This window comes from Edaphobacter acidisoli, assembly GCF_014642855.1.
GTDB lineage: Bacteria > Acidobacteriota > Terriglobia > Terriglobales > Acidobacteriaceae > Edaphobacter > Edaphobacter acidisoli.
This window is the reverse complement of the sequence record NZ_BMJB01000001.1, coordinates 2258966-2272853: the sequence shown is the minus strand read 5'-3', so window position 1 is coordinate 2272853 and position 13888 is coordinate 2258966. Positions and strand designations below refer to the sequence as shown.

Here is a 13888-nt window from a genome sequence, read left to right as displayed (position 1 = left end):
GCGGCTTGTATTTCCGAGTTGGAGCAGTTCGGTCAATCAATGCAATTCTCAAGTCGAGAAAACGGTAACAGCACATGGTGGGGCGAGGGCGCTCCCATCATTATTCGAGCAAAACGGCGAGCTAGCAGAAATAGCCGCTTTCATGTTCTTGCGCTGTCGGTTGCCTGCCTGACCCTTAGCATGAGCTCAATCTGCGCAATCGTTCCACAGGAGGGTCCGACTCCGAGCGAACTTCTCGGCCAAGCCCAGAAGTTGCTTGAGGCAGGACGGCTCGCCGAAGCTGAATTGGTGCTGGATCGCGCTGAGAAGCAGGCTCCTTCTGATTCGGTGATCCTAACTCTGGATGCCAAAGTCAAAGGTAGGCTGGGCGAATACACCAGTGCTGTCGATCTTCTGAAGCGCGTAATTCAGTTGACCCCACAGCGCGCTGAGGCGCATGTCGATCTCGGGATTGCTCTCGCTGATTCTGGCGACCTGAACGACGCCCTGGCAGAAACGGCAACCGCGATTTCTATCGCTCCAACTCTTGCGATCGCACACTTGAATCGGGCACGGATACTGAGCGACATGGAGCGGGACCGGGAGGCAGACGACGAATTCGCTCTTGCGGCCCGCTTCGCTCCCCACAATCCAGACTGCTTCTTCTACTGGTCCTTGGCCGAGCGGGCGCAGGGAAACTTGGCGAAAGAAGCCGAATTGCTGCGGAAGGTGGTGAAGCTGCAGCCCGGCAACGTCAAGGCGCATATCATGCTTGCGGATTACCTCGTGTTTCAGAATCGGACTGCCGAAGCTGCAGCCGAGTATCGCACCGCCCTGGCAATCGATCCCAATTCAGCGCAAGCCATCTATAAGCTTTCGCGCGCTCTTCACAGCACTGATCCTGAAGAATCAAAGAGGCTGCGCGCCCAGTTTGACCGGCTCAAGGCGCAGAACTCTGTCGTCGATCAGGCCAAGGCGCTTGCCAATGAAGCTTTCCGCGCATTTACGGTGCAGGACTGGCGAGAGTCAATCCGCCTTTATAATGATGCGCTTGAAACCTGCGGAGATTGCGAGATCGAGAGCGCGCTGCACCGTGATCTAGGTCTGACGCTCTGCAGGGACGGCCTGATTGAACAGGGTACTAAGGAACTACACAAAGCACTCGTGCTTGACCCCGAAGATCGGGACGCCGCGAAAGCCCTCGAAACGATTCGCGTAAAGAATAAGACCGAATGAGCGAAGACCGCCCGGCCGGAAGAGGATTCTTGTGCTCAACTTTGCTCGCCCACCTAGCCGGGATGCATGATCGCGGCGTTCACTGACATATTTTCGGGAATGGAGAATTGCGAAAGAATGAACAACTACCGCGCAGTAAAGGGTCCATCGGTGTCTCGTCGAACATTTGCTAAGAGCTCATTATTGGGAATCTTGTCCCTGTTCTTAAAGAAACGTCTCAAGGGAACGACGCTCACAAGGAATACGCCCCCATCCACGTTTATTAATCCGCTGATCGGAGCAAGCACGAGCACCTTGCTGGGTGAGGGCAAGACATTTCCTGGCCCAACAACTCCCTTTGGAATGGTGCAACTGAGTCCGGACACGATTACAGGCGGGGTGAAAGGTCCCGGATACGCCTACGAGGGTGATAGTGCGCCCGGCTATTCATATGAACAACGAACGATCGAAGGTTTCAGCTTCACTCATATGAGTGGGGTCGGTTGGTACGGAGATTTCGGAAATCTCCAGGTAATGCCCACAACCGGGCCGATGAAGCTCGATCGCGGACGAGTGGATCATCCGGGGGAAGGTTGGAGGTCAGCATATCGCCACGCAAGCGAGAGCGCCGAAGCAAACTTTTATGCGGTGACACTCGATGATTACGGCATTGGAGTTGAACTCGCAGCCGCTCCGCGAGCGGGAATGCTGCGGATCAGTTACCCAGAAACAGATTCAGCACGTATTCAGGTGAATTTATCGCGCCGCATCGGAGGAACGTCTACCCGCCAATATGTCCGGATCGCTGGTGACAACGCAATAGAAGGCTGGATGCGGTGTCCATGTTCCGGGGGCGGGTGGGGAAATGGCGATGGCAAAGTCAGCTACACCGCTTATTTCCGCATGGAGTTCTCCATGCCGCTCGAACGATTTGGTATTTGGCAGATTGATGTGCCGGACGACGCATTTCCAGTTCAGCACGGTCTTGCGACCTCTTACTTTCAGACTGACGAATATCAGGAACTTGTCCAAAGCGGACAAGTGATCGCCCATGGCCGGGAGTGGGAGGGCAACCACATCGGCTTTTTTGCGGAATTTCCCTCACTTAATGCGGGCCGCAAGCTGTCGATCAAATCGGCAATTAGTTTTGTCAACGTTGAGGGAGCCCGAAAGAATCTCGCACACGATATTCCCGATTGGGACTTTGAGGATGTGCGCCGACAGGGAAGGGCGCTTTGGGACCAGGCGCTCAACTGTATCGAGATCGAGGGTGCTTCGGAAGATCAAAAGAAGATCTTCTTCACTGCCCTTTATCACGCGATGATTGATCCGCGCGTAATTTCTGACGTCGATGGTCAGTACACTAGGGCAGACGGAAGAGTTCACATCGCCGAAGACTATTCGCCAAGGACCATCTTCAGTGGCTGGGACGTGTTTCGCGGAGAATTCCCTCTCATGACGCTCTTGAACACGCGGCTAGTCTCCGACGAAATCAATTCTCTCGTAACGTTAGCCGAGGTGAGTGGCAAGGGTTATCTCGAACGCTGGGAGATCATGAACTCATACAGCGGATGCATGGATGGAGATCCGGCGACCTCAGTGATTCTCGACGCGTTTGTAAAGGGTATCAGGGGATTCGATCTCGAGAAAGCCTATGCGGCGTGCCGGCAGACAGCGACAGGTACAGGCGACGAGACGAACCGGCCTCAGAACGAATTTTATCTGCAACACGGATTTGTTCCCGAACAGATCTCCTGGACTCTGGACAACGCTTACTTTGACTGGTGCGTCGGACGTTTTGCAGCTTTATTGGGAAAGACAGATGACGCTCAGGTCTTCTCTGCGCGCTCACAAAACTACAAAAAGATTTTCGATCCCCATGTCAAAAGCATGCGAGCGAGAAGTGCAAATGGCGAATGGGTTCCCTGGCTCGGCGAGACGGAATTTGGTCAAGGTTGCACAGAAAGCAACCCGCTTCAGCAAATGTGGTTCGTACCGCATGATGTGCCGGGGCTGATCGAATTGATGGGCGGCGACGAAGAGTTTTCACGTCAGCTCGAGGACATGTTTGAAAAGACGCCACCCACGTTTGGGTGGAACGCCTATTACAACCATTCGAATGAGCCGGTCCACCATATCCCTTATTTATTCGTTTATGCAGGCAAGCCGTGGCTCACGCAGAAGTGGGTGCGGCGCATACTCACAGGTGCCTATCACAACGATGTCAATGGTATCTGTGGGAATGATGACGTCGGGCAGATGTCGGCATGGTTTGTGCTCGGTGCATTGGGCTTTTATCCCGTCTGTCCCGGTAGCGGAGTCTATATTCTCGGAAGTCCACTATTTAGTCGAACCGCAATCCATCTGGATGATCAACACTATAAGAGGAGTGTCTTTGAGATTGTGGCTGAGAAGCAGGCCCCAGACCATCCGTATATCCAATCTGCACTTCTAAATGGAAAGCCGTTGTCGCGCGCATGGCTTCGACACAACGAAATTGCTGCGGGCGGCCGCTTAGAACTGGTCCTGGGGCCCGAGCCCAACTTAACCTGGGCAACCGAGAAAGTGAATCGTCCCCCGAATGCAGGCGCAGAATTGTGAATCTTGATTGTGATTCGAACACGAAGCCAACACAGGACTCGCCGGTTATTCAGGAGACAGGATTGATCCGGCCATCGAACTTGCCGACAAAGGACCCATCGCCTATTCGGTATTTGAGCGCCTGGCTAAAAGTACGAATGGCTTCGCGCAAAAAGCGCGCCTCAAGCCTGTGCTCCGCTCAGTCGGAGGCACGGTTATAACCAGCGCCTCAAACGGGATAAACGATCGGTTGGTTTTGCCCACTGACCGCTCGAACAACACGATCCAAGGGAGAGTGAGCAATGAATAGGGTTGAAGAGCAGTCGACTGAAGTCCTTTCGACGCCAATTTCGAGAGAACGAAGAAAAGTATTGAGAGGGATTGCGGCATCCTGTGCCGGAATTGTGGGCATGACAATCGGATTACCCAACGCCTCGGCGGCTCCGGAAGCCGCTCAGCAGGTAGGGCACCGCGAATCGCAGGTCCCCTGTGTGCGGCGGAAGGTCGTTGCCTCAGACCACGTGACAGTAGTCGAGACCACCGCGGGGAAGGTTCGGGGATTCGAAAGAAGTGGCGTTTTCACCTTCAAAGGCGTGCCCTATGGCGCGTCCACCTCCGGCGCAAACCGCTTTATGCCACCGATGAAACCGGAGCCCTGGGCGGGCACTCGCAATGCATTGGCGTACGGGCGCATCTGCCCACAGGAAGATTCTGCACACTTTAATACTGACGGGAAAAACCTGGCAGGCGCGGACGAAGATGCGTTTCTGCTGCATCGAGGGTGCGCCATCTGCGTACCTGGAGAAGACTGCCTGCGCGTCAACGTTTGGACGCCAGAGATCAATGGATTGGGTAAACGTCCAGTGATGGTCTACATGCACGGGGGCGGGTTCTCTGGCGGTTGTGGCCACGACCTCCTTTCGTACGAAGGCGAGAGTCTGGCCCGGAATCACGACGTTGTAGTCGTGAACCACAATCATCGTTTGAATGTATACGGGTATCTGAATTTGCATGGCCTCGGCGGGAGTGAATTCGCTTCGTCGGCCAATGTGGGAATGCTGGACATAGTGGCTGTGCTCGAGTGGGTGCGCACACATATTTCGATGTTTGGCGGCGATCCGAACAACGTCACGATCTTTGGCCAGTCGGGTGGTGGCGGGAAGGTTGCGGCCCTGCTGGCCATGCCGGCGGCGAAGGGCCTTTTCCATCGCGCAATTATCCAGAGCGGACCATTTGTCAGGGCATTATCGCCAGATTACTCACACCGGGTGGCCGAAACACTGCTCGCAGAACTCGGATTGCAAAAGTCTGAAGTGAAGAAGTTGCAAGAGCTTCCGGTTGACCGTCTGTCGGGAGCCGCCGCGGAGGCCATTCGCAAGACGCCACCGCCACGACCTGCGTATCGCGATTCCTATGGCGAGAGCGACTGGGGCCCGACTGTCGACGGCCGCTGTCTTCCTATTCACCCCTTCGACCCAGGTGCGCCTGCGATCTCTGCCGACGTTCCACTGATCACGGGCACCAATCTCAACGAGAGCGTAAGCGGGGTCGACCATCCACACGCAAATACTATGACCGTCGAAGAGATGAACTGGCGAGTTCATGAGATGTACGGGAGCGACGCCGATGCTATCATCGCAGCGTATAAAGACGATTATCCTAATGCAACCCCATTCGGCATCTACGCGACCATTGCTGCTGCACAATGGCGCATCCCCGCATTCACGCAGGCGGCGAGGAAGGCCGCACTGCGCGGTGCGCCAGCCTACTCTTACATCTATTCCTGGCGCACACCGGTGCTGGACAATCGCCCAGGCTCCTTCCACGCCTCTGTGATCTCGTTTGTTTTAGACAATGCAGAACTTTGTGACCACTACAGTGCAGGCGATCCGGAGGCCTTTACCCTGGCGAAGCAAATGAGTACCGCGTGGGTTAGCTTTGCGCGCACCGGAAATCCGAACCACAGCGGGCTTCCTCATTGGCCGCGCTATACCCAGGAGTCCAGAGCGGTCATGTACTTCGACGCACTCTGTGCAGTTCGCAACAATCCGGAGGAAAGGGGGCTCGAGATCATCATGCGGTTGCAGCCTTCGTAATTCGGCGATTGGATCAGGGAGAGCGTCAAAGAGGAGTACGTGCTGGCCACTTACTCTGTCAACGGATCGATTTTTTACCCATGACTGAAAGCAGCATGAATAGCTTCCTAACCTCCTGAATCGTCCTCCTTGTTCGAGCCCGGTCAGTCATTCCAGGGTTCATTGTCGATATGCGATTTTCTGGAACTCCTCCTGGCATGCATTTGGCTAATGCCTAGACTGGCGGATTTTGCTTGGCGAAGCCAATCTGCGAGAGAGCCGAGCAGAGCAGCTTTTTCAAAGTGCGTCGAAATTCTCAAAAGATTCGTGTGCCCATGTAGCTCTGAGATGGCCGCTGGCATGAACGTCTCTGGGCTTCGCGCAATGGAGCCGCCCAAGATGATTATGTCGGGCGCAAAGGGTAAAAGATAGCTGGCGATCACCGAGCCGAGCTCGTGCCCGAAAGCGAGCATCGTGTCAGTGGCAATGGAGTCGACGCTGAACTGTGCCGCAATCTCCTTGACCGAACAATATCGACCTCCCCGATCCAGATGGAGTTTCATGATTCCGCGGGTGGAGACAAAATCCTCCACGATCCCGCCCTTCCAGGGAAGGGCATAGAGATCGCAATTGTTGGGAAGGACCTTCATCGCGGGAACGGTTCGGTCATTGATCGCGAATGCCGCTCCTATTCCGGTTCCCAAGGTGATCCCTATTGCCCTTGATGCAGATGCTTGTTCAAGCTCGCCAAGGAGGAAGGCATCAGTATCGTTGAGAAAGAGGATGTTCATTTCATCGATGCCGAACCGTAGCGCAAGTTGCTTCCGTACATTGACACCGTACCAAGAGGAGAGCTTGTGTTGCAGCAATGAAATCCCATTGGCATAGTCAAAAGGACCCGGTACTGCAAATGCAATTCCTTTCAGGACTGCACGTGGTGAAACCGCTGCGAATGCCATGCGACTGACTTCCTCGATACGATCAAACAGATAGTCTTCCGAACCCGTTTCGTCCAAGGGCAAACTCACTCGGTTTCCAGTGAAGACGTTACCAATCTGTCTTGCCATGGCGGCTACATGGCTGCCTCCCATGTCGAAGGCTAGAACGACGCCACGGTCTTTTTCTGCGGCTTGATTGGAGGGATCGGAGCGAGAAGTGTTGTGGAGCAATGTTCGCATGCCTCGTTCTAAGTTTGGCTAGATGTTTGCTGGTGTTTGAGAGAATTTTTCTCGATCAGATGCCGACACCGGACGGACGAAAGCCTTGATGGTAGCGCAGAGGGTACCGGGAACTGCGGGTCGAATGGTGTATCGTCCTACCGCTGCGGGAACGATAAAGGTTTCGGCATAGTGGACTACGAACGGCGAAAATTCTTCTGTGGGGCTTTCGACGACCGCTTCCGAACCCTGGACGAGATTGAGAACATTGAGATTGCCGTTGGTGTCGTGAGGGACAGTACTTGTAAACCAATGCCGCCGTGTCTCGATGAATTGTGCCGGATGGAGACCTGTCAGTTCTTCGCGCCAGTCATCTGTTTCGGCGACGGTTTGGCAACGATTCATTAGTGACTGTTCAACCCACTTCGTGGTGCGATCCCAGCAGATATTTTCAATGCCGTGATCGAGATGAATGGGCCGTGGTTGACCGTCTAGCCCAACGCGGCCCCAGTCCCATAGCTTGAAGGTGAAGATATACGGGGTTGCACTGATCTCAAGGACGACAGTGTCTTTACCAGAACAGTGGACCGTTCCGGCCGGGATCAGGAAGTGATCGTGTTTACGGGCTGGGAATTGATTCACATAGCGTGTGGCTTCAAATTTGAAGCTATCGTTTTCCTGAGCGTCTCTCAAATCGTGGATCATGTTTTCACGGTTGATGTCCGTTTTGAGCCCCAGATAGACCCCTCCGTTCTGCTTGGAGTCGAGAATGTAGTAGCTCTCATCCTGGGTGTAGTTCATCCCGAATTCTCGCTGGATATATTCCTTTCCGGGATGCACCTGCAGGGAAAGATTGCCACCTTCAAAGGTGTCCAGAAGATCAAAGCGGATTGGAAATTCAGCCCCGAAACGCGAAACGACTTCTTTCCCGAGCAATTCCTCTGGACGGAAGAGCACAAGATCAAGCGCGGGGATTTCTATTGTGTTTCTCCCAAATCGAAGAAGGAGGCTATTCTCTTCCGGTACGCAGTCAAAGCACCAAGCATAGTTGGTTTGATCACGGGGCAAGTCGAAGACTTCTTCCATCCAATGTCCGCCCCATGGGCCCGGATCAAAGAAGGGGACAACACGGAACGGCTGGCGCACAGCGGCGGTAAGCCCTTTCTCAAAGTTCTCCCTTGTGATCATTTTGGGTACAGCAGGAACGTTTGTATCGAGCAAAAAATCGGCCTTTGGCAAAAACCGAATTTTCAAACGATCTGCCGCTCGCCAATCGATGAAGAAACTGCGCTTGTACTTGAGGGGAGGACGTTCCTCAAAGTTCATAGCCCCTAAATTGCCGATTTCATTCCTACGCTGACGTTGCTGAATTTCCCAGCGCGCCATGTCGGCATAGATGCAGACGTCAAAGACTGGGCTTAGCAGTGATGCTCCGGTTCCTATGACGATCGTGATGCCTTCCGCCGACGAGGCAAGCTCTGTTCTTGCCGATTCGATTTTTTGCGGATCAATGAAATCCCATATTTCGAGTGAGTTCATTCTGCCAAAGACAGGATCGTTGGACAGGTAGGGCTCAATCAAATCATTGATTTGCTCTGGAGAAAAATACCAATCTTCCGCGCGCAACTGGCGATGCGGTCCGAGCTCTTTGCGAAGACATGAGCTGACCTGCTCGATAAGGACGCCGGGATAGCATTCGACGCAAACCAACCCTGATCCTGTAGGAAGTGCGGATCGGATCTGCGCAGCAATGGCTGGCCATCCCTTGATGCAATCACAATCTTGATGCGTAACCTGAAGATAGGGGGTTTTATCGTACATCTCGTCTTCAGTCCTCCCTGGCATCTCTAAAGGTACTATATTGTGACCGAATTAGCCTATTTAGGTCTTTAATTTCTATCTTATCTGGCACTTTATGAGCATTATGGGTTTGGGGCCGATCCGCAGTCCGATCCCGCCTGCGATGAGCATTGTATGGTGATAGAGGTATGGCTCGAGGCAAAGACAAGCAAATACAAAGACGTGAGCAAATTCTTAGCCGCCTGCAGGAAGCAGGAGAGGTAACGATCGAAGACTTGTGCTCCGAACTCGGGGCATCCGTTGTTACGATACGTCGTGATTTGGATGAGCTCGAACAGCGAGCTCTCCTGAAACGTACCCGCGGCGGAGCGATGCCGATCGGCCCTCTGTTCTATGAGCCGTTCAAGAAAGACTCCTCTTTTCAGGACAAGATCGGCAGTTTTGCAGAAGAGAAACGCCGCATTGCCCGAAGAGCATCCGAAATGATTTCTCCAGGAGCAACTGTGGCCCTAACGGGTGGGACAACAACCACGGAAATCATCCGATGCCTCAATACGGTAAGCGGTATTACGATCATAACGAATACTGTGAATGTTGCTATGGAGTTGAGTTCCCGTAAGGACATTGATGTCTATGTCACGGGTGGGCATCTACGCGGCAATTGGTTCACGCTTGTAGGGCCTCTCGCGACAACATCGGCTTCACTGCTGTTTGCGGACATCATGTTTCTCGGGGTCGATGGCATCGACGTAGGTCAGGGGCTGACCTGCATACATCCCCAGGAAGCAGAGGTTCTAAAGCTGCTTGCCAGCCACTCAAAACGCCTGGTTGTGGTTGCGGATTCAAGCAAGATTGGAAATGTGTCTAAGTGGCTGCTTTGCCCGACCCGGGATATACACGAAATCATTACGGACGTCGCTGTTAAAGATGAGGCAATCGCACCCTTTGTAGCGATGGGAATCAAAGTTCATCGGGTGTAATGAGTGCTTAAATCAGGAACGCAACTCGCTTGCAATTGGATTTGAGGTTGCCCTTTTTCCTGTTTTATCCGTGGCATTGTGTAGGCATGACATCAGGTGGATGGGATCATTCTGGTTTTTGATGAGATTGTGACGTTCATAGCAACCCTCATCGTGATCTCTGATGTAGCACATGTTGCAGCCAACGAAATAGAAGCCAATTGCAATGTTTGGTGTGCGAGCGTCCGGAAGCTGATTTTCTTTCGAGAGCATTCCCTCTGAGACGGTGCCTCTGGAAAGGATGGAGGACGCGAGGGAAAAGGCGCAAGCATTTAGGGCTCCTTAAGGCTACCGCCGGGAGCGGCGTTCCAGATTTTGGGTGTTGCGATCTAGCGCAAAATAAGGTGGTTAGATTCGATGGTCTCAATTTAGAAGCCCCTGCCTCAGGGGATGCGAGCAAATCCCATAAAGACCGAATATGGCATATTAAAAATTAATAATCGTCTTTACATTGCAAATAAATCATTAATTAGATACATTTATCTTGTTTCGTATGCGAGCGCCTTTTAAGCGCTCACGATCTACGCGGGAGGCTAAGGAAGATGTACATCGGAATGATTGTTCGCAAAAGAGCCATTTGGAGACTTTTGGCAACATGGGTCACATTTTGCGTAGTTGTGATCGGTTTAGGACCACATTTTCTATGCGCGCAAACAGCTAATGCATCGCTTTCAGGTCATATAACGGACTCGACAGGAGCGGTGATTCCAGATGCGGAGGTCATCCTCACGGAAACCGCAACGCACATTGCCAGTGCAACGAAGTCGAATCGCGAAGGGTTATATACATTTCCGTCGGTCAAGCCTGGCCAGTATGACCTTTCCGTCAAGAAGGCCGGTTTTGGAGATGCCAACATCAACGGCCTTACGCTTACAGTTCAAGCTAACGTGCTTCACGACGTTTCGCTGTCCGTAGGTGCGACTGCCGAAACGATTACGGTCAATTCCGAAACGGGCGAGCTGATGCAAAAGACGAGTTCCGAGTTGGGAACTGTGATTGACCAGAAGGCGATCCACGAATTGCCACTCAATGGCCGGAATTTCACGCAACTGCTTACGCTGACGCCAGGCGCGACTCCCATCAGCACGTCGCAAAGCGCGGGTGTGGGCGTGAATGATTTGGCGGTTCTGAGCGTGCCTACGGCGAGCGTGGCGCAGCCGTCCATTCAGGGACAAACCAACCGCTCCAATTTGTATCTGCTCGATGGCGTTGTCAACACGGAGATGACCGGTAGCGTGTACGTTATTCCTCCGATCGTGGATGCGATGCAGGAGTTCAAAGTGCAGTCCCATGATGACAAGGCTGAGTATGGAAGCGTACTGGGCGGCGTGATCAACGTGGTTACAAAAAGCGGAACGAATTCGCTTCATGGCGCTGCATGGGAATTTGTAAGGAACAATATCTTCGACGCTCGCGATTCATTTGCTGACGAATACAGCGCAGGTCCTTCGCCATTTCGCCAGAATCAGTTTGGTGTCACTGTCGGAGGTCCGGTATTTCTGCCAAAGATATATGACGGGCATAATCGTACGTTCTTCTTCTTCGGATATGAAGGATGGCGCTATGTGCAGGCTGCCGAATCCAAATATATCGTGCCAACGGATGCTGAGCTTTCCGGCGACTTTTCGCATTCAACTTTGGCGCAAAATATCTACGATCCGGCTACAACCTCCGGTAGCTCCAGCACTGGCTATGCGCGCTCGCAGTTTCCGGGAAACATCATCCCTTCAAGCAGACTTAATTCTGTTAGCGCGGGTTTTCTCAAGGCCTACTATGCGCGGCCGAATCTAACCGGCGATCCCGTCTATAACGCGATTGTGACTCGCTCCAGCTCGAATTTCTCGAATCACTACATGGCGCGGGCGGATGAGCAATTGGGAAGCAGGAACTCCATTTTCTTTCGGTATGATCGCCTCAATGTGACGAGCCTTTCACCGACTTCCATCAGCCAGAGCAGCGGAGCGTCCGTGCCTGCACTGAATATCGGCGTGGGATGGACAGGAGTGCTGACTCCAAAATTGTTGGCCGATGTCCGATACGGACTCACGAGGCGACCGTTTGCCCGTTACGTGCAGGACAGCGCGGGCATTGGCCCGATGCAAGGACTTGGATTCAACAGCGTAGGTGGAACTGAGTTTTCTCTTGGTTCACCGTACGGAAGTGGCGGCCTGCAGGCCGCAAATACGATCAACAGCCCAGTGCAGAACTGGTCTCCAAGTCTTACCTGGGTGGTTGGCAATCACACAATGAAGTATGGTATGCAGTACGTCAAGCAGGGCAATGACTCCAATAGTCCGGCATATGGCGGCTATACATTCGCCAATGACCAGACAGGCGATCCAAACCAGGTGGGAACGACAGGAAACTCACTCGCATCTGCTTTGCTGGGGCTTCCGTCGCAGATCAACAATACCACCACGGTAAGCAACAGCAATCGTGTATCGACGTATTCGTTCTATTTCCAGGATGTTTGGGCCATCACAAAGCGTCTCACTATGACTTATGGTCTCCGTTTTGATCATCGCAGGGAATTTTCTCCGTCAAGTTCGACGGTGGTTAGCGGACTTACGACTGATGGCTTGTGGTGGATCGGCCTGGACGCTTTGCCGCCTGCCTGCTCGCAAACGAACGCAGCTCCCTGCATCCCTGGAAACGGAAGCCTTAGCTCCATTGCAAATGGCAACAAGATCATGTTATCGCCCTATGGCCGCGCATGGGGACCGGCTCCCCGATGGCAGGACTGGGGACCTCGCATCGGTTTGGCCTATCAAGTGAACGACAAGATGGTGCTTCGCGGCGGATACGGTATTGTTTATGACCCGCTCATGGGCTTTGAACAAGACTGGAAGGGGTTCGCGGGTTCATGGCCTGCGACTGGTTCTGTAACGGCCTCTGTGGCGATCAATCAACTCGGATCTTCTCCGACGCCGGTTCAAAATACATTTTCCACCGTAGGCATAGCCTTACCCGGCTCCGATCCGTGGAGCACTGTTACGTGGTTTATGGATCCTAAAATCCGTGATCCCCGCTCACAACAATATAACCTGGCATTCGAATATGAAGTGGCTTCTAATCTGTCCCTCTCGGTCGGTTATGTGGGAAGCCACTCCGACCGGCTGAGTGTAACAGGTATTTTCAATACCGCTCAGACCGCCGGCCCCGGAACGCCCGATCAGGTCAACGCTCGTAAGCCATTTCCATGGGTCACTGCTACTCCCTTCATGAGCACAGATCGTGGTTCGGCGGACTATAACGGCCTTCAGGTAAAACTGGATAAGCGGTATTCCAATGGTCTCGAGTACCTGGTATCGTACACATTCTCTAAATCGATTGACGAGGGTGGTAGCGGTCTCTTCGATGTAGAAAACGGACCGGGCGGCAGCTCCGCTCTTCAGAACTATTACGATGTCAGGGAAAGCCGTAGTGTCTCGTCTTATGATGTGCCGCAGTTCCTTTCCATTGCTGGACAATATGAGCTTCCGTTCGGACGCGGCAAGAAAATGTTGACTCATGGGCCGGCGAGCTACATTCTAGGAAACTGGCAATTGAACACAGTCGCGCAGATTCGCTCCGGCCAACCTTACAACCTCAGTGTCGTAGGCGACGTCGCTAACATCGGAACATCATTCTCGTGGTGGAACTATGCGCGTCCGAATGAAATTGCAAGTCCCAAGCCGGCGCACCAAACGGCGCTGGAATGGTACAACCCAGCTTCGTTCGCTGTTCCGGTCAACTCTTACGGAAACTTTCCCAGGAACTCGCTTCGAACGTCTCATGTTGCAACCGCAGACGCTTCCTTGTTCAAAAACTTTCCGTTCAAGGATGAGTTTGCACTGAACTTCAGGGCGGAGGCCTTCAACGTCTTCAATATCCAGAACTATGGTGCTCCAGACACAACGATCACGGACCCCGGCGCAGGCCGGATTACCTCAAATGTCCTGCCCCCGCGGCAGATTCAGTTGGGTCTACACCTGAGCTTCTGAAACGGACCAACGCGATTTGGGCAGGCAATCGCTTGGGTGGTTGCCTGTCCGTCTCTCAAAACTAAGACTAGAAGTGGAGA

Annotated in this window: 7 protein-coding genes; 5 read left to right on the top strand and 2 right to left on the bottom strand. The window is 53.2% G+C overall.

What is annotated here, in order from left to right; translation table 11 throughout:
* Nucleotides 1-18 precede the first annotated feature (18 nt).
* The 3 genes from IEX36_RS09135 (at nt 19) to IEX36_RS09125 (ending at nt 5870) form a co-directional block, all read left to right on the top strand.
* Entirely contained in the window at nt 19-1215 is a 1197-nt protein-coding gene (locus tag IEX36_RS09135; RefSeq protein WP_188759031.1) for a tetratricopeptide repeat protein, read from the top strand.
* Between the two features lie 117 nt (nt 1216-1332).
* The gene (locus tag IEX36_RS09130) at nt 1333-3795 is read left to right on the top strand and encodes a GH92 family glycosyl hydrolase (protein ID WP_188759030.1); all 2463 of its coding nucleotides are present in this window, start codon (nt 1333-1335) and stop codon (nt 3793-3795) included.
* Between the two features lie 389 nt (nt 3796-4184).
* Entirely contained in the window at nt 4185-5870 is a 1686-nt protein-coding gene (locus IEX36_RS09125; RefSeq protein ID WP_188759029.1) for a carboxylesterase/lipase family protein, read from the top strand.
* A 143-nt stretch (nt 5871-6013) separates the two neighbouring features.
* Here IEX36_RS09125 and IEX36_RS09120 read toward each other — a convergent pair whose 3' ends face one another.
* Together IEX36_RS09120 and IEX36_RS09115 are read right to left on the bottom strand one after the other, a co-directional pair.
* On the bottom strand, nt 6014-7027 hold the full coding sequence (locus tag IEX36_RS09120) for an ROK family protein (protein ID WP_188759028.1): 1014 nt from the start codon (nt 7025-7027) through the stop codon (nt 6014-6016).
* 18 nt (nt 7028-7045) lie between these two features.
* The gene (locus IEX36_RS09115; RefSeq protein WP_188759027.1) at nt 7046-8827 is read right to left on the bottom strand and encodes a class I mannose-6-phosphate isomerase; all 1782 of its coding nucleotides are present in this window, start codon (nt 8825-8827) and stop codon (nt 7046-7048) included.
* 167 nt (nt 8828-8994) lie between these two features.
* On the opposite strand from IEX36_RS09115, the gene IEX36_RS09110 reads away from it, so the two are divergent.
* Together IEX36_RS09110 and IEX36_RS09105 are read left to right on the top strand one after the other, a co-directional pair.
* Nucleotides 8995-9786, top strand: coding sequence for a DeoR/GlpR family DNA-binding transcription regulator (locus IEX36_RS09110; RefSeq protein WP_188759026.1), 792 nt, complete (start codon nt 8995-8997; stop codon nt 9784-9786).
* A gap of 581 nt (nt 9787-10367) precedes the next feature.
* The gene (locus IEX36_RS09105) at nt 10368-13808 is read left to right on the top strand and encodes a TonB-dependent receptor (RefSeq protein WP_308422290.1); all 3441 of its coding nucleotides are present in this window, start codon (nt 10368-10370) and stop codon (nt 13806-13808) included.
* Nucleotides 13809-13888 lie beyond the last annotated feature (80 nt).

Bases quoted from the DNA above. Each gene is read 5' to 3' on its own strand.
- IEX36_RS09130 (WP_188759030.1), top strand. From the start codon at position 1,333: ATGAACAACTACCGCGCAGTAAAGGGTCCATCGGTGTCTCGTCGAACA.
- IEX36_RS09125 (WP_188759029.1), top strand. From the start codon at position 4,185: ATGACAATCGGATTACCCAACGCCTCGGCGGCTCCGGAAGCCGCTCAG.
- IEX36_RS09120 (WP_188759028.1), bottom strand. From the start codon at position 7,027: ATGCGAACATTGCTCCACAACACTTCTCGCTCCGATCCCTCCAATCAA.
- IEX36_RS09115 (WP_188759027.1), bottom strand. From the start codon at position 8,827: ATGTACGATAAAACCCCCTATCTTCAGGTTACGCATCAAGATTGTGAT.
- IEX36_RS09110 (WP_188759026.1), top strand. From the start codon at position 8,995: ATGGCTCGAGGCAAAGACAAGCAAATACAAAGACGTGAGCAAATTCTT.
- IEX36_RS09105 (WP_308422290.1), top strand. From the start codon at position 10,368: ATGTACATCGGAATGATTGTTCGCAAAAGAGCCATTTGGAGACTTTTG.